The sequence below is a fragment of the Fibrobacter sp. UWR4 genome, from assembly GCF_003149045.1.
Lineage (GTDB): Bacteria > Fibrobacterota > Fibrobacteria > Fibrobacterales > Fibrobacteraceae > Fibrobacter.
In genome coordinates this window covers 1-14,103 of the sequence record NZ_QGDU01000054.1, presented here as the reverse complement: position 1 = coordinate 14,103, position 14,103 = coordinate 1, and the positions used below count along the sequence as shown (strand labels likewise).

General features: G+C 48.0%; 15 protein-coding genes and 1 riboswitch. Of the genes, 5 read left to right on the top strand and 10 right to left on the bottom strand.

Going from position 1 to position 14,103, the window contains the following annotated elements:
- Positions 1-203: 203 nt before the first annotated feature.
- Positions 204-1,256, bottom strand: coding sequence for an FISUMP domain-containing protein (locus BGX12_RS14470; RefSeq protein ID WP_109736747.1), 1,053 nt, complete (start codon positions 1,254-1,256; stop codon positions 204-206).
- Between the two features lie 38 nt (positions 1,257-1,294).
- Positions 1,295-2,101, bottom strand: coding sequence for a glutaminyl-peptide cyclotransferase (locus BGX12_RS14465; RefSeq protein ID WP_109736746.1), 807 nt, complete (start codon positions 2,099-2,101; stop codon positions 1,295-1,297).
- 63 nt (positions 2,102-2,164) lie between these two features.
- Here BGX12_RS14465 and BGX12_RS14460 point away from each other — a divergent pair, with 63 nt between their 5' ends.
- From BGX12_RS14460 to BGX12_RS14450, 3 genes are all read left to right on the top strand, one after another.
- Positions 2,165-2,734: a DUF4416 family protein gene (locus BGX12_RS14460; protein ID WP_109736745.1), complete on the top strand. Its 570-nt coding sequence runs from the start codon at positions 2,165-2,167 to the stop codon at positions 2,732-2,734.
- 8 nt (positions 2,735-2,742) lie between these two features.
- Positions 2,743-3,114: a DMT family protein gene (locus BGX12_RS14455; protein ID WP_109736744.1), complete on the top strand. Its 372-nt coding sequence runs from the start codon at positions 2,743-2,745 to the stop codon at positions 3,112-3,114.
- An 85-nt stretch (positions 3,115-3,199) separates the two neighbouring features.
- On the top strand, positions 3,200-4,324 hold the full coding sequence (locus BGX12_RS14450; protein WP_158278277.1) for a M23 family metallopeptidase: 1,125 nt from the start codon (positions 3,200-3,202) through the stop codon (positions 4,322-4,324).
- Between the two features lie 12 nt (positions 4,325-4,336).
- Here the strand turns inward: BGX12_RS14450 and thiE are convergent, their stop codons facing one another.
- From thiE to thiS, 6 genes are all read right to left on the bottom strand, one after another.
- Complete coding sequence (thiE, locus tag BGX12_RS14445) at positions 4,337-4,960, bottom strand: thiamine phosphate synthase (RefSeq protein ID WP_109736742.1); 624 nt, start codon at positions 4,958-4,960, stop codon at positions 4,337-4,339.
- Positions 4,950-6,512, bottom strand: coding sequence for a diguanylate cyclase (locus BGX12_RS14440; protein ID WP_109736741.1), 1,563 nt, complete (start codon positions 6,510-6,512; stop codon positions 4,950-4,952). Before BGX12_RS14440 ends, thiE begins: the two co-directional genes overlap by 11 nt.
- A 50-nt stretch (positions 6,513-6,562) precedes the next feature.
- The gene (gene thiH / locus BGX12_RS14435) at positions 6,563-7,873 is read right to left on the bottom strand and encodes a 2-iminoacetate synthase ThiH (protein ID WP_109736740.1); all 1,311 of its coding nucleotides are present in this window, start codon (positions 7,871-7,873) and stop codon (positions 6,563-6,565) included.
- A 116-nt stretch (positions 7,874-7,989) separates the two neighbouring features.
- A complete protein-coding gene (locus BGX12_RS14430; protein WP_073159283.1) occupies positions 7,990-8,760 on the bottom strand; it encodes a thiazole synthase in 771 nt (256 codons plus the stop codon).
- Between the two features lie 99 nt (positions 8,761-8,859).
- On the bottom strand, positions 8,860-9,510 hold the full coding sequence (gene thiF / locus BGX12_RS14425) for a thiamine biosynthesis protein ThiF (protein ID WP_109736739.1): 651 nt from the start codon (positions 9,508-9,510) through the stop codon (positions 8,860-8,862).
- Positions 9,510-9,719: a sulfur carrier protein ThiS gene (gene thiS / locus BGX12_RS14420; RefSeq protein ID WP_158278276.1), complete on the bottom strand. Its 210-nt coding sequence runs from the start codon at positions 9,717-9,719 to the stop codon at positions 9,510-9,512. The genes thiF and thiS overlap by 1 nt, the downstream gene beginning before the upstream one ends.
- Positions 9,703-9,818, bottom strand: a riboswitch (TPP riboswitch). It overlaps the preceding gene by 17 nt.
- Before the next feature lie 189 nt (positions 9,819-10,007).
- Here thiS and BGX12_RS14415 point away from each other — a divergent pair.
- Complete coding sequence (locus BGX12_RS14415; RefSeq protein WP_158278275.1) at positions 10,008-11,027, top strand: FAD:protein FMN transferase; 1,020 nt, start codon at positions 10,008-10,010, stop codon at positions 11,025-11,027.
- 32 nt (positions 11,028-11,059) lie between these two features.
- Complete coding sequence (locus tag BGX12_RS14410) at positions 11,060-12,565, top strand: hypothetical protein (RefSeq protein WP_146196368.1); 1,506 nt, start codon at positions 11,060-11,062, stop codon at positions 12,563-12,565.
- An 87-nt stretch (positions 12,566-12,652) separates the two neighbouring features.
- Here BGX12_RS14410 and BGX12_RS14405 read toward each other — a convergent pair whose 3' ends face one another.
- Both BGX12_RS14405 and BGX12_RS14400 read right to left on the bottom strand, forming a co-directional pair.
- Positions 12,653-13,639: a Gx transporter family protein gene (locus BGX12_RS14405; RefSeq protein ID WP_109736735.1), complete on the bottom strand. Its 987-nt coding sequence runs from the start codon at positions 13,637-13,639 to the stop codon at positions 12,653-12,655.
- Positions 13,623-13,961 carry a NusG domain II-containing protein gene (locus tag BGX12_RS14400; protein WP_109736734.1) on the bottom strand — a complete coding sequence of 113 codons (339 nt, stop codon included), beginning with the start codon at positions 13,959-13,961 and terminating at the stop codon, positions 13,623-13,625. Before BGX12_RS14400 ends, BGX12_RS14405 begins: the two co-directional genes overlap by 17 nt.
- Positions 13,962-14,103 lie beyond the last annotated feature (142 nt).

Sequence of the window (14,103 nt, the reverse complement as noted above, 5' to 3'; positions counted from 1 at the left end):
TTTCCTCAAAAGTTGCCATAGTTTTATCCAGGCGGGAACGCCCCCGCAATGGCGCAGGGCGGAATCACCCTACATACTATAAACGTTTGAAACAGTCGAAAATTTCACGATTTTAGGTAAAATAATTGTAAAAACAAAAATAACCCTCTATAAGAGAGGGTTCCCGAGAATCTTTTTATGGGAAATTTATTAGGAGATGAGAATTATTCTTCGGTTTCTAGCTTTACGCAACGGACAAAAAAACCATCTGTTTTATATCCAGAATCATAATCTCTGGGGGCGACATTATTATTTGTAACCTGGTTTGCCCGTGCTTCAGTAGCAATATACTCTTCCGGATAGAACCATGTTTCAGCCAATCCCATATTTATGAAATTTCCTTCCGTTACTCTCATTCCACCACCAAGCAGAGAATATCCCGAGTAATTGGAGCCAACGCCAAAATAGGAGGAACGAAGACCCTTAACCAAGGGTGATGCCACATTGGTATTGGAATGATAAACGGTATGGAAATCATTGTAGGTCAGCAAACGCCAGCCCTCGGGGCAAATGCCCTGATGGTTTTCCTGAATCAAATCGGCGCAGCTTTCCGTATTGCAGCGGCTAGGCAGCTGCATCATTTCCGCCCACTGGTATAGGCCACCATAGCGATCACACTTTGTTGTATCGTCTCCATAGCAATAACGTTCTATTTTGGAATCTTCCTCTTGATCTAAAAATCCCCAGACAAAATCACCTACATTAAGATTTTCCGCCATGACGGTCACGGTATTTTCTTTATTGCTAGTATCCTTGCCGGTAATAGTAATGTAGTAGTAGCTACGGCCATTACGTTCATCAGTAAACTGTTTGTAGGCGTCCACTCCAACTTCATATACACCAGCCAAAGTTTTCTTATGATCAAACGGTTTATACTCGCTGCTGCTAGACACCTTCACAGAGCTGCTACTACTCTTAGCGCTGCTAGAGGAAGACTTGGCGCTGGAACTGCTGCTCTTGGCAGAACTGGAAGAAGATTTCACAACAGAGCTACTACTAGATTCTTCGACTGCGGCGGAGCCTCCGCTCAGAATGACATCAGAAGAGCTACTGCTCTTTACAGAACTGGAAGAGTACTTAACATCAGAGGAACTACTCTGGATGGCGCTTGAGGATGAGCTGTCAATTTCGTCGTCATTAGCGCTTGAGCCGTTATCGCCACCGCAGGCCACGAACATGACTGCTGCGATAGACAACATAAACAGATATTTGGTCATATATTCTCCTAACTAAAAATCAATATTCTAAAACAAAATTAGCGTTCAACAGCCAGCTTGTAAATCCAGGGCCAGTATTTTCCGGTAACCCAAAGGTTTTTGCCGTCGTAGGCAATGCCGTTCAACACGTCCATATTGGGATACTTGCGCCGAAGTTCACTGACCTTCCTGGAAAAGTCCAGGTATTTCTGAACCTTACCGCTGGGCAAGTCAATGACGGCAATTAAATCGGTCTGCCAGATGTTGGCGTAAAGGGTGTTTCCCACCAGTTCCAGCTCGTTCAGCATGGTTATGGCGGAGGTTCCATCCATCACGTTAATGATGCCCTGTACGGAAAAATTCCTGGGGGAAAGTTGCACCAGCTGGTGGCTGCCATTGCTCATGAGCAAGACATCGCGCCAGAAAGTAAGGCCCCAGCCTTCCGTTGGGATAGAGTGTTCGCCTTTCAGCCTAAAAGGTTTTCTATTGTAGACAAAAGCCTTCCCCTCTTTCCAGGTCAGGTAAAAAATATCGTCACCCACCGCAATGGACCCTTCGCCAAAGTAACGATTGTCCAGTCGGGTGGAATCCTGAACTTTAAGGGACTTGCCGTTGAATTCAAGACGATAAAGCCCAGAAGCCCCATACATACCGGTGGTTTCGATCAAGTCCTTTCCGTCAAAGAACAGGCCCTGGGTAAAGTGGCTTTGGTCATGGGCAACCGAATCGATGATTGCTGGGATTTCCCGGGGAGCCTCGGCATAAGCGTTTGCAAGCGTCAGGAAAAGGGCCACCATTACGCCCTTGAATCCAACGGTCAAAGCACGCGGGGAAATGACGAAAAACTTACAATTCAGGACATTCATAAAACGTTGAGTAATTTGAAGTTACAGGTATCAAATTAGAAAATTTATACTAGATTTGCACCCATGGGCGAATTACGCACTCCAGCTAAAGTTAAACTGATTGTCGGCATCCTGGCAAAAGACGCCGAGGCCGTCGAGGCTGTTCGCGAAACCTTACGCAACAAGTTCGGCGATGAAGACTTAAATCTTGCCCCCTTCCCCTTTACCTTTACCAACTACTACAAGGACGAAATTGGCCTTGCCCCGGTCCGCGGATTTTTTAGTTACGAGACCTTGATCGACCGCACGGAAATTGTGGATATTAAACTCTGGACCAATGACGTTGAATTGGAGATTGCGGAAAAGGCGGGAACGCCGGGACTTCGCCCGGTAAACCTGGATCCGGGTTACATGACTTTAGGACAGTTTTTCCTGGCCACAACCAAGGACCAGCGTCAGCGTGTGTATATGCAGCGGGGAATTTTCGTGGAGCCCACCCTCTATTTCCAGGACGGACATTTCCACGCCTTCGACTGGACCTATCGCGACTACCAGAGCGAAACTTACATCAAGTATTTAGAACAGGTGCGGGCAAGACTTGCCTACCAGCATTCCACAGGACGCCCTTATCGTTTACGAAACACTAACCCATAAATATTGTTATGCGCGCAGGTATTTTCACTATTCTCCTCCTTTGCTGTTCTAATGTTTTTATGACCTTCGCCTGGTATGGCAACCTTAAGCTGAAGGAAATGCACATCAGCACCGACTGGCCTTTGATTTTGGTGATTCTTGCCAGCTGGGGTTTGGCGCTCCTGGAATACTGTTTCATGATTCCCGCCAACTCCATCGGCAGTCGCATTAACGGCGGTCCCTTTAGCCTGATGCAGTTGAAGATTATCCAGGAAGCAATCTCCTTAACCATCTTTACGGTCATTGCAGTTACCGTTTTTCATACGGAAACCTTACAATGGAATCACATTGTGGCATTCCTCTGCATTATTGCCGCAGTATTCTTCGCTTTCCTGAAATAAAAACTACCTTGTAAAAACCATGGGCTTTTACGGAACAAAGATGTTTACGAAACTGCTTGTTGCAGTTTTTCTTGCATTTGCGTGCATGAGTGTTCCTGTATACGCCAAGACCACTACCCCAAAGCAGGCCGCTAAGGAAAACGTCCAAAAAGATTCAAAGAAGGACGCAAAGAAAAAGTCTACATCCACGAAAGAATCCGAGAAGAAAAAATCCGAGAAAAAAAACGCCGACAAAAAGGATTCGAAGAAGGCGGACAAGAGTCCGAATAAAAAAGACGCTAAGAAAGAAAGCAAAAAAGATTCCAAGAAGAACACGAAGAAGGAATCAAAAAAGGACGCAAAGAAAAAGAATCCACCTAAAAGAGTTAGAACCGGTAAAGCAGAACTGGTAACGGACACAACCGTATTTGATGAACCTGTCGTAGAAGATTCCTCCAGAATTACCATTAGTGCGGATGACCCTAAGGCATTCACCAAAGCTCTTCTCTACGAGAAAGAAGGGGTCGAATTTGAAATCATCAAGAAGAAGGAACCTGAAAAGAAATCAAAAGCTGAAGAAGATTCTGCGTTCTTCAACAGCATCGAAAATTTTGACTTTTCCAGCATGCTGATTCCCGTCACCCACGAAGCCCTGCTTGGTTCTCCCTACGGAGTACGAAGCCATCGTCTACATCGTGGCGTGGATGTTAACGTCATCATGAAGGAGCCTATTGTTGCGGCTTATCCGGGCAAAGTCATTATGTCCAAATACAACAAGGGCGGCTACGGGCATTACGTCCTGGTGGAACACGAAAACGGTTTGCAGACTCTGTATGGACATCTGGCCGCCAGAAGCGTCAAGGTGGGCGACTATGTTTATCCAGGTGATATTGTAGGCCTGGCGGGCAATACAGGAAGGTCCTCCGGAGCCCACCTCCATTTTGAAATCAGATATGGCGAAATCAATATCGATCCGGCTACCATCATTAACTTCCCCAAATGGGAACTTCAGCCCGGCGTCGACAACCTTCCCAAAAAGAAAGTCATTGATGCACACCGCAAAATGCAGGCGAAGCTGAAGAAAGAAAACTTCTACGTCGTAAAAAAAGGCGACACCCTTACGGATGTCGCCCTATGGTTCAACATTTCCGAGGACGCGGTCATTCGCATCAACAACCTTACCAAGGGACAATCCTTAACAGTAGGACAAACCCTTAAGGGATGCAAATAAGGCGCAAGCGGATCATAGCGCCAGGAAGGCGGACTTCAGTTCGCGAGCTGCAACTTCTGGGTCAGCGGCCTTCTGGATTGCGGAAACGGCACAAATGCCCTTGATACCGGAACCCTTCAGTACATCGATGTTATCCTTGTTCAGGCCACCGATGGCATTCACGGGAATGGGAACAGCCTTTACGATTTCCTTCAGGGTGTCTACGCTAGTGAGAATGGTGATCACCTTGGTGGTAGTGGGATAAATTGCCCCCACGCCACAATAGTCTGCGCCCTGTTCATAGGCTTCCAGAGCCTGGGGCACCGTCTTGGTGGTGGCTCCCACAATTTTGTCCGGGCCCATGAGCTTACGGGCTGTAGCCACCGGCATGTCAGTCTGGCCCACATGAACACCTTCGGCACCAATAGCGAGAGCTACATCCACGCGATCATCAATAATCAGAGGCACGTTATAGCGGCTGGTGATTTCATGGACAGCGGCGGCCAACTCCATGTATTCGCGGGTAGACTTGTTCTTTTCGCGAAGCTGGATGATGGTTGCGCCCCCCTTGCAGGCGGCCTCCACAGAAGACAAGAACTTTTCAGCAGGAACAGTAGAACTATCGGTAATAAAATAGAGGGTGGTATCAAGATTCATGGGCTGCGCCAATATCCTTTACATATAAATACAAGGTCTGGTTTTCTGCGGTGTAATCATCGGAAGGAATCATTTCCATCATCACACGGCGGTAACCATCGGCAGAGAGTCGCCTATAGAAAATGCTCAGAGAGGTGTTACCCTCCGTAAAATAACTGCGTAAGAATTCCAGGGAAGTTTTTTCCAGGTAGCCGCTTAAGTCTTCGGCATGAACCTGCCCGGACTTTCCAAAGCCATGAAGCCATTCGGAAATCTTATGGGAGAAACCTTTCTGTTCCGTTTTCTCATCCAGGTTCATCTTGATGATTCCATAGGAATCAGCCGTCAGGTTGACCTTCAAAATCTTGGTGTAGGAATTGCAGACGGCATCAAAGGCTTCGCGCTGTCCTCGGCGGTCTACGCCCTTGGATTTGTAATACTGTTCCTTATCATGATACATCATCTGGTCAGCAGACTTTTTCAATTCCATCAGGCTGGCGTTAGGCATATCCCGTTTGGCGGCATAACCAACAGAAAGAGACATGTCCTTTATTCTCTGGCCTTTCCACTGGTCAACTTCATTTTCAAGCCTGTCCTTATATTTCTTGCCGGATTCATCGGAATGTACAACAACAATAAATTCATCACCACCAACGCGGTAAACCTTGCCGCTGCCGGAAAAAGCGTTGGTAATGCAAAGGCTGGCCCCCTGGATCAGTTCGTCGCCAGCAAGGTGGCCTAGGGAATCGTTGACCTGTTTTAAGCTATTCACATCCACAGAAAAAAGAATCAAGTCATCTTCTATGGGATGATCCTCGTATCGCTTAAGGTCTTCTTCGTAGGAACGTCGATTGTAAACCTGGGTCAGTTCATCGGTAGTAGATGCAAGCACCAGGCGATCGTTATGCACCCTTGATGCAATGAATACGTGAATGATTGTACAGCCTACCGCATAGCCAACAGCATAGAAAGGTGCGTTGGGGAAGAAAAACTGGAATATGCCGCACAATATGGGAGCCAGCACGAAGACAAAAACGGCGGCATACTGTTTACGGGTATCCCCCTTCTTACTTAAAGCAGAAATTGCAGTAATCAAGCCAATCAACACATAGATAAAGTACTGGTTAAAGAACGCAACCTGCCTAAAGGCTTCGCATCGGTATTCGTTGTTGGGGCCAATAGTAAAGATGGTGGGAACGAAAATATTCCTTATTACCAAGGCTGTCTGAAAAACAACCGCCAAAAGAACCAGCGCACGGTAAAGCCTTTTGTGGTGAATTTCGCTGCCCAGATAAACCAGAACAAAATGAAGCCAGACGTACGCCGTGATTACCGTAAAAATATGGAATCCGGTAGTGATCCCAAAAAGGAACGACGGATGGCCAACTTCGGGCATGGCCGCAATTCCCCACAGGGCATCCTGCAAGCAAAAGAACACGCACCAGGAAACAAGAATTCGGTAAGCCTTATCTACAGGGGAAGCCACGTTCTTGTAAGTATAGGCATGCCACAAGATAATCGCCAGAATTATGGCGAAAGTCAAAGAAGCAATCCAGTAAAGCGCCTGTTCCATCGCAAATAATCTAAATAAAAATCAAGTCGACTGCATCCCGATGGCTCAAACTACACGTACAAATAGTCATTTAGCACCGGCTGGAGGCCCTCGCCGCTGATATCCTTGTACATGGCGTTAAAACTACGGTTGTCGTTGATTTCGAACTGCTCATCGCCCTCGGCATCGGAGGTTTTCTTGCCGGCGTTTACGTCGGCGGTCTTGGTTTTAACCTCGTCGTCGCTGTCCTTGTACTTTTCCTCGTGGTCGCCAACGCCGGTAGATACACCTGCGGAAACCTTGGTGGCGGCAATCTTTACGATGCCGTTACGGAATTCCTTGGATTCGCGGCTGGAGACGGTAATGCCAACGAAAGGCATGAAAATGCGATATGCGCACAGCACCTGGCAAAGTTCCTTTTCGTGAACGTCAAGAGGGTTAATCTTGTCGTTGTTCACGATGGGGCGAAGGCGGGGGCAAGACAGGCTCATTTCTGCATGAGGATACTTCTTCTGCAGATAGAATACGTGCAGCGCGCTAGCCAGGGCATCCTTGCGGAAGTCGGAAAGGCCTAGCAATGCGGAGAAACCGCAGCCGCGCATACCACCCATAAGGGCGCGTTCCTGAGAGTCGAAGCGGTACGGATAGATACGCTTGTGACCCAGCAGGTGAAGCTGTTCGTAGCGGTCCTTGTCGTAGGTTTCCTGGAAGACCGTCACGTAATCTACCCCACATTCATGGAGGTACTTGTATTCGTCGGTGTTCATAGGGTAAACTTCCACCCCCACCATACGGAAATACTTGTGGGCAATCTTGCAGGCTTCGCCAATGTATTCCACGCTGCTCTTGGCGCGGCTTTCGCCGGTAAGGATCAGCACTTCTTCCATGCCGCTGTCGGCGATGACCTTCATTTCGTGCTCGATCTGCTCCATGGAGAGCTGCATGCGCTTGATTTTGTTGTAGCAGTTGAAGCCGCAATAGACGCAGTAGTTTTCGCAGTAGTTGGCGATGTATAGCGGAGTAAAGAAGTACACCGTATTGCCAAAGTGCTTGCTGGTTTCCAGCTTTGCCTTCTGTGCCATCTTTTCCAGGAAAGGAGCGGCAGCTGGAGAAAGGAGCGCCTTGAAATCTTCTACGGTACAAGTGTGATGGTCCAAAGCAGCCAGCACATCACGGGCAGTGTACTTACTGAAGTCTACGGAATCCACATGCCCCATGACCTTGCCATAAATGTCGGACTGGATGACTTCCATGCCCTTCATATACTCCATATGGTTGGAGCGCGCGGAAGGATCTGTTTCGATACGGTGCTTACGGGCCAATGCCTCGGGAGACAAGGTATCGGAATCCACAAAATATCGTTCGTCGTGATAGTTATTCATAATTAGTAGGAAGTAGGAAGTTATTAGTAGGAAGTAGGAAGTCGTTTGTCTAAAATTTTGCGCACACCAGTGCGCCTTACTAAAGAAAAACTGTCTACCGTCTACTGTCTACTAAATTAGTCTCTCAGGAATCCTGTGAGGGGATCGCTGGCGGCGGCACCACGAACCAGCACGCGGCCCATACCGGAGAGGTAAGCGTTGCGGCCAGCTTCGATGGCGGACTTGAAGGCGGCGGCCATGCGAGGCAAGTCTCCTGCAGTAGCAAGAGCGGTATTAGCCATCACAGCGGCTGCGCCCATTTCCATAGCTTCGCAAGCCTGGGACGGCTTACCGATACCGGCGTCTACGATAATGGGAAGCTCGATTTCGTCGATAAGGATCTGGATGAAATCCTTGGCGGAAAGACCGCGGTTGGAACCGATGGGAGCAGCCAGAGGCATAACAGCAGCGGCACCTGCATTCACCAGGTCGCGTGCCACGTTCAAGTCGGCGTGCATGTAAGGCAATACCACGAAACCTTCCTTAGCAAGAATTTCGGTAGCCTTGATGGTTTCGTAATTGTCCGGCAGCAAGTACTTGGAGTCGCGCATGATTTCAATCTTCACGAAATCGCCGCAGCCCAGTTCGCGGGCAAGGCGAGCAATACGAACCGCTTCGTCAGCATTGCGGGCACCAGAAGTATTGGGCAGCAGGGTTGCACTCTTGGGAATGTAATCCAGGATGTTTTCGTGTTCCTTGGTATTGGCACGGCGAACAGCGCAGGTAATGATTTCTGCACCGGCGTACTGCACCGCAGCTTCAATAAGCTTCAGGGAGTACTTGCCAGAACCGAGAATAAAGCGGGAGTTGAACTCATGACCGCCAAGAACCAGTTTATCGTTTTCCATATATTAGGGGCTAGGGTTTAGGGGCTAGGGGCTAGATTGCAGACGCTTTGAAGCAGACAATACTTCAATTTCATTTAATAAAAAAATAAAAAAGTGGGACTACTTTGGCTCAAGGCCGCAGATGATTCGCACTACTGTCTGTGCCTCGTGGGCGGCGCAAGCCATGACGCGAGGGGCCACCAGCCCGATTCCAGCATTCACGTCGCTGACGCCATCGCCACACAAATAAAAATTCTTTGACACGCGGCGGGTCTGGATGGAATTTGCATCACCGAAGCCAGCCATCCCGGAGGCCGCCACCAGCACCTTGCCATTTTCCAAGGCGGCATTCACCAGCATGGCCTTGGCTTCTGCATTATCAAAAGCCTCGCAAACTACGTCGGCCTTCCCTACCAGTTCCATAACATTTTCTTCTGTCACGCGAACCTGATGGGATTCCAGTTCGATGTAGGGCGCAATCTCCCGTAGATTCTCAGGCAGCGCAACAGCCTTGGGCATTCCCACCTGGCAGGCCTTGTACTGCTGACGATGCAAGTTGGTCACGTCCACGCAGTCAAAATCCACAAGCACCAAGCGACCAACCCCAGCACGCGCCAAAGCGATAGCCACGTTGGAACCGAGACCGCCCAAACCGCAGACCGCCACCGTGGCCGCCTGCAGCTTTTTGACATTCTCTTCACCCTGGCGAACAACCAATGCAGCCAGCATTTCTTCCCTGGTAGGGGCGCGCTGTACACAATCTGCGGACATTAACCACCCCCCACAAAGCTTACAACTTCAAGAGAATCCCCTTCGGCAAGCAGCGTTTCACCGTACTTGGCCTTAGGCACAATATCGCCATTGCGTTCTACTGCAATGCGCTTACAGTCATAATTTGTGGTGGACAAATATTCTGCGACAGACTTACCCGCAAAAATGGTTCCGTCGGCTTCGATGTCAATGCCATTGACTTTAATCATTTTACCTCCGTTGGCATTATCCAAATCAGGTGCGGTAAGCAATCAGACCCACGTCAATTGCACTCTCAGCCGGTTTTACCAGCTCCCGTATGGCACAAACTTAAAAAATTTGATTTTTGACGGCAACCAAACTTAAACCAACAGACCCATTCAGCATACCCCGCTCCAAAGTTAGCCTTTTTTAACTTTTTTCTTGCAACCCCCTTTAAAAGTTAGCTATAACTTATTATATTAGCTTAGTCTAAAATTATGATTCCAGCAAGATTCCTTTTTATAAGCCTTTGTTTCTTGATTTTCATCGCCTGTCAAAAAGACGATTCTGCCAACACACCAAAATCAACGGAATCCGCAAAATCCTTTGAGGCCATGAACACATTCATGTCGCTAAAAAGTTTCGGTACAGACACAGAAAAAGCCAACGATGCCGTAGAGGCCCTGATCGCAAACATAGAAACGCAAATATCCACCACAAAAGAAGGCAGCTACATCTATAAACTCAATCACCTTAACGAAGGCGAAGAAAAATCCGTAGAAACACCCGCGCAGATCGCCAACCTGATTTCTTTTTCTTTAAGCATTGCCAAAGAAACGGACGGGGCCTTCAATCCAACACTATTCCCCATCATCCATTTATGGGGATTCACCACCGAAAAATATAGAGTTCCTTCGGATACGGAAATCAAGGAAGCCCTTACCGCCACCGATTTCAACAAGGTCTCCCTTTCATATCAAAACAACAACTCGGCAATCGTGACCATGAAAAACGGAATGATGATGGACATGGGAGCCATAGGCAAAGGCTTCGCAGGAGACCAGGCCATTCAATTATTGAAGGAAAAGGAAATAACATCCGCCATAATGGACCTAGGCGGAAACGTTCAGACTTTAGGCAGCAAGCCTGATGGAAGCCCTTGGAAAGTAGGCATTACCAATCCCTGGGGAGATGCCCCTATTGGCGGAATCGCCATTTGCAACAAGGCTGTCATAACCAGCGGTGGATACGAGCGTTATTTCGAGGAAAACGGGAAAAGATACATCCATATTTTTGACAGCAAAACTGGCAAGCCTGTAGATAACGATCTTGCCTCCGTTACCATAATCGCAGAATCCGGCATGTACGCCGACGCCTTATCTACGACCCTGTTTGTAATGGGTAAAGAAAAGGCCATTGACTTTTATAAAAAGAATCATGAAAAATTCCAGATGATTCTTGTAATGAATGATAAAACCCTGGTCTACACAGAAGGACTCCAAGACATTTTGACCATAACCTATCCCGTCAAAAAGAAAGTAATTATCAAAAACTAACAATCAAAAAAAAAACACATCTGGAGAAAAAAATGAAAAAGAGCCATCTATCCCTTAGAATGGCAGGCTTTGCTGCTGCCATTACATTCGGTCTTACTGCTTGCGGTGACGAAGTTACCAAGTACTATGATTCCGATGGACATGAAATTTCCGAAATCGACACTTTGCTTGTAACGGAAGTTGTGAAGGAACAAGACACCATTAAAGTTTCCGAAGTCATCAAGGTCCCAGACACCGTCAAGGTTACCGAAGTGGTAACCGTCTATGACACCGTTTCCGCAACTGAAGTGATCAAGACTATTGATACCGTCAAGACAACCATCGTTGTCAAGGACACCATCCACGACACCATCAGCGTGGAAGTCATTAAGGAAGCTCCCGTTGAAGACTTGATGTACGGTACTGTCGCCCTTAGCTACGCCCAATATTTCTATGGTGAAATCAATGACGTGGCAGGCGAAAAGAATGCGGTCAAGGGCGTTTACGCTTCCCCCAGTGCATCCGCTGTAATGGAAGGCTACGACGCATTCACCAGTGCCACCACCAGCAAGTACGCCAACTTCAAGCAGCTTGATGCCGAAGTCGCCGACGGTAAGGCAATTTACAAGGGCGTCGCCAATGTAGACGTGGCCATCAACAAGGCTCTTTACGAAGACGCCATCGCCAACGGTTCCGAAAGCGACGCCAGCGATCTTTACAAGTTGATCAAGGCAGCAACCTGGTCTGAATCCGCAAGCGCTCCCGTAAACTACAAGGTCATCAATGCCGACGGCTCCGTCAGTAAGACCTACGGCACGGTAGCAAACCGCACTCCCGCCACCGCAAGCATCAGCACCACTTCCAACTGGGGTAACTACATGGTGGACTTCACCGCCACAGACATTTTCGAAGTTACCGCAGCCAACCTTCAGGCCGTCGTGATCGAAGATGAATTCGGTGACAAGTACGGTTTGATTCCCAATGCACACGTTTGGATGCAGCCCCGCGAATTTGCATTCAGCGTCCAAAAGCACCCCGAATCCCACGGCAACACTTCTCCCTACGAGCAGTTCGAAGGCATTGGAGGCAAGCGTATTACCAAGGTTACCTACTTCGTAAAGGATAACCACAACGTTGCCCTGAATACCGACTTGTTCCTCCCCTTCCGCGCAAACATTACTGCAGGCAAGGCTAAGGTCACCGTCACCGCAGGCGCACGCGGCAACACCATAACCATCAGCGACTTTACCACTGAAGATGTAACATTCACTGTCGGCGACACCGTAGTCTTCAACGCCGATGCAATCAGCAACGCCTCATCTCTGAAGCTTACCGCCTATGGCGTAGCATCGGGCCGTAACGTTACCTACACCGACATCAGCAATGGCGGTACATTCTCCACCTCTTCACTCTACGTTGTATTCGACTCCAGCATTCTCCCGGCAGCTGGTGGCGAATTCACCTTCAAGTTTGAAGATGCAAGTGGCTTACAGGCAACCGTAACTACAAAGGTCAAATTCGAAGCCGCACCGGCAGCACCCTCCACCGGCGAAGAATAAACTCTAATACATTACGAATCGAGAACTGAACCTCCTGCCAACTTAAAGAGTACTCCTGGCGGGAGGTTCTTTTTATTTCTGATTTATCTAATCCGTAATTTCAGTGGTAGCCAAAGCTGTACGAATCTTCTTGAAAATATTGCCAGAGGAATTGTGCAAGACATTACTTAATCCTCTGAAATATTTAAGCGACAAGGCAATCAAGGAATTTCCCTGAGGTCGCAAGTTTGCAGCACATTGCGACAAGGCAGAAACTGCAGAAAGTTTCATGGCCTGACAAACACCATTTACCAGAGAACCTTCCGTCAAGTTAAATTCCCCGACAGAATAAAGAACCTGCCCCGATGGGGAAAGGACGTTTGCAATCAACACAAAAATCCATAAAGTCACATGAGGCATCAAGAGAATGCGACGACCGGAAATCTTTTGCGCTACAAAACTCAAAACAAGGCAAACACCAAGTACCTTCAAATCACTTTGCATCAGGGTAAAAACCGCCATGGCGCAAATAGCAAAAACAATCCCCCAGATCCGATAGGGCGAACTAGTTTTCAGTTCAGCTTTGGAGCTTTGAATAATGGGAGCCTGTTCAGGAATATGCAAATGCAACGCCAAGAACGCCGTAAGGATGCTAGCAAAGAGGGAGAATAGCATCATGGGACCAAGCAAGGCGAAAGATCCCTGCCCCAAATACAAACTTGCCAAAAGAATCTGTACCATAGTGCTTACCACCGCACCCACCATGGAAATTCCATACAGACCAATAAGTTTTTGAATTCGTCTTGTTCCGTAGAAAAGTCCATACATTACAATGCCAGAGGCCACCGACTGGGCCAAAGACATTACAAAGAAGGGAGAGAACAAGGTGCCAGCCATTAAGGACGATGCAATCGCCTTGATCAAAAGCAAGACAACAAACGCCGGGAAATCAAGACCGAACGCCAGCAAGACCACCGTATTTCCAAGGCCCAGCCTAAAGAAAGGGACCGTTCGAGGCAGGAACATTTCTGCATACGAAAACAGAAGAGTCAACGCCCCAAGATAGGCGATATAGTTTCTATCGCGCAACCGCATCAAAGCCCTCCGAATCTTCAACGTCTACGATGATTTTATTGGGAAGGCACACAAGAGGCTTTGCAAAACCTTGACGAATACAGATTTTGTTCGGACAAGGAGATTCTACAATGCGGGCGCGACCATTCTTGACCTGTACGGTGGTTTCACCTAAAGGTCCCGGGATCTTGTAGGATCCATCTTCTTTCAGGCTAAATTCATACATCCGGTCGGCAGCATGAACCACAATTCTATCCCCAGAAGCGGACATGGAACGAAAAATCATCCAAATGGAAACGGCAAGAATAACCAACAATAGAACAACATCAATGACTTTCATCATAACCAAATATAGCAAAAGTTAGCCTAAAGCAACTTTTTCAAAAAACAAAAAGTGACCCACCGGCGAAGCCGGTGGTTCTTCATATACGGGCGTAGCCCTACAATACTAGCCGCGTGCAAGGGCACGCACGTCGATCTGCCAC

Excerpts from the sequence above, each read along its gene's own strand:
- BGX12_RS14430 (WP_073159283.1), bottom strand. The coding sequence starts at position 8,760 with ATGGAAAACGATAAACTGGTTCTTGGCGGTCATGAGTTCAACTCCCGC.
- BGX12_RS14410 (WP_146196368.1), top strand. The coding sequence starts at position 11,060 with ATGAAAAAGAGCCATCTATCCCTTAGAATGGCAGGCTTTGCTGCTGCC.
- BGX12_RS14450 (WP_158278277.1), top strand. The coding sequence starts at position 3,200 with ATGAGTGTTCCTGTATACGCCAAGACCACTACCCCAAAGCAGGCCGCT.
- thiH (WP_109736740.1), bottom strand. The coding sequence starts at position 7,873 with ATGAATAACTATCACGACGAACGATATTTTGTGGATTCCGATACCTTG.
- BGX12_RS14400 (WP_109736734.1), bottom strand. The coding sequence starts at position 13,961 with ATGATGAAAGTCATTGATGTTGTTCTATTGTTGGTTATTCTTGCCGTT.
- BGX12_RS14470 (WP_109736747.1), bottom strand. The coding sequence starts at position 1,256 with ATGACCAAATATCTGTTTATGTTGTCTATCGCAGCAGTCATGTTCGTG.
- BGX12_RS14460 (WP_109736745.1), top strand. The coding sequence starts at position 2,165 with ATGGGCGAATTACGCACTCCAGCTAAAGTTAAACTGATTGTCGGCATC.
- BGX12_RS14465 (WP_109736746.1), bottom strand. The coding sequence starts at position 2,101 with ATGAATGTCCTGAATTGTAAGTTTTTCGTCATTTCCCCGCGTGCTTTG.
- BGX12_RS14405 (WP_109736735.1), bottom strand. The coding sequence starts at position 13,639 with ATGCGGTTGCGCGATAGAAACTATATCGCCTATCTTGGGGCGTTGACT.
- thiE (WP_109736742.1), bottom strand. The coding sequence starts at position 4,960 with ATGAATCTTGATACCACCCTCTATTTTATTACCGATAGTTCTACTGTT.
- BGX12_RS14455 (WP_109736744.1), top strand. The coding sequence starts at position 2,743 with ATGCGCGCAGGTATTTTCACTATTCTCCTCCTTTGCTGTTCTAATGTT.
- thiF (WP_109736739.1), bottom strand. The coding sequence starts at position 9,510 with ATGTCCGCAGATTGTGTACAGCGCGCCCCTACCAGGGAAGAAATGCTG.
- BGX12_RS14440 (WP_109736741.1), bottom strand. The coding sequence starts at position 6,512 with ATGGAACAGGCGCTTTACTGGATTGCTTCTTTGACTTTCGCCATAATT.
- thiS (WP_158278276.1), bottom strand. The coding sequence starts at position 9,719 with ATGATTAAAGTCAATGGCATTGACATCGAAGCCGACGGAACCATTTTT.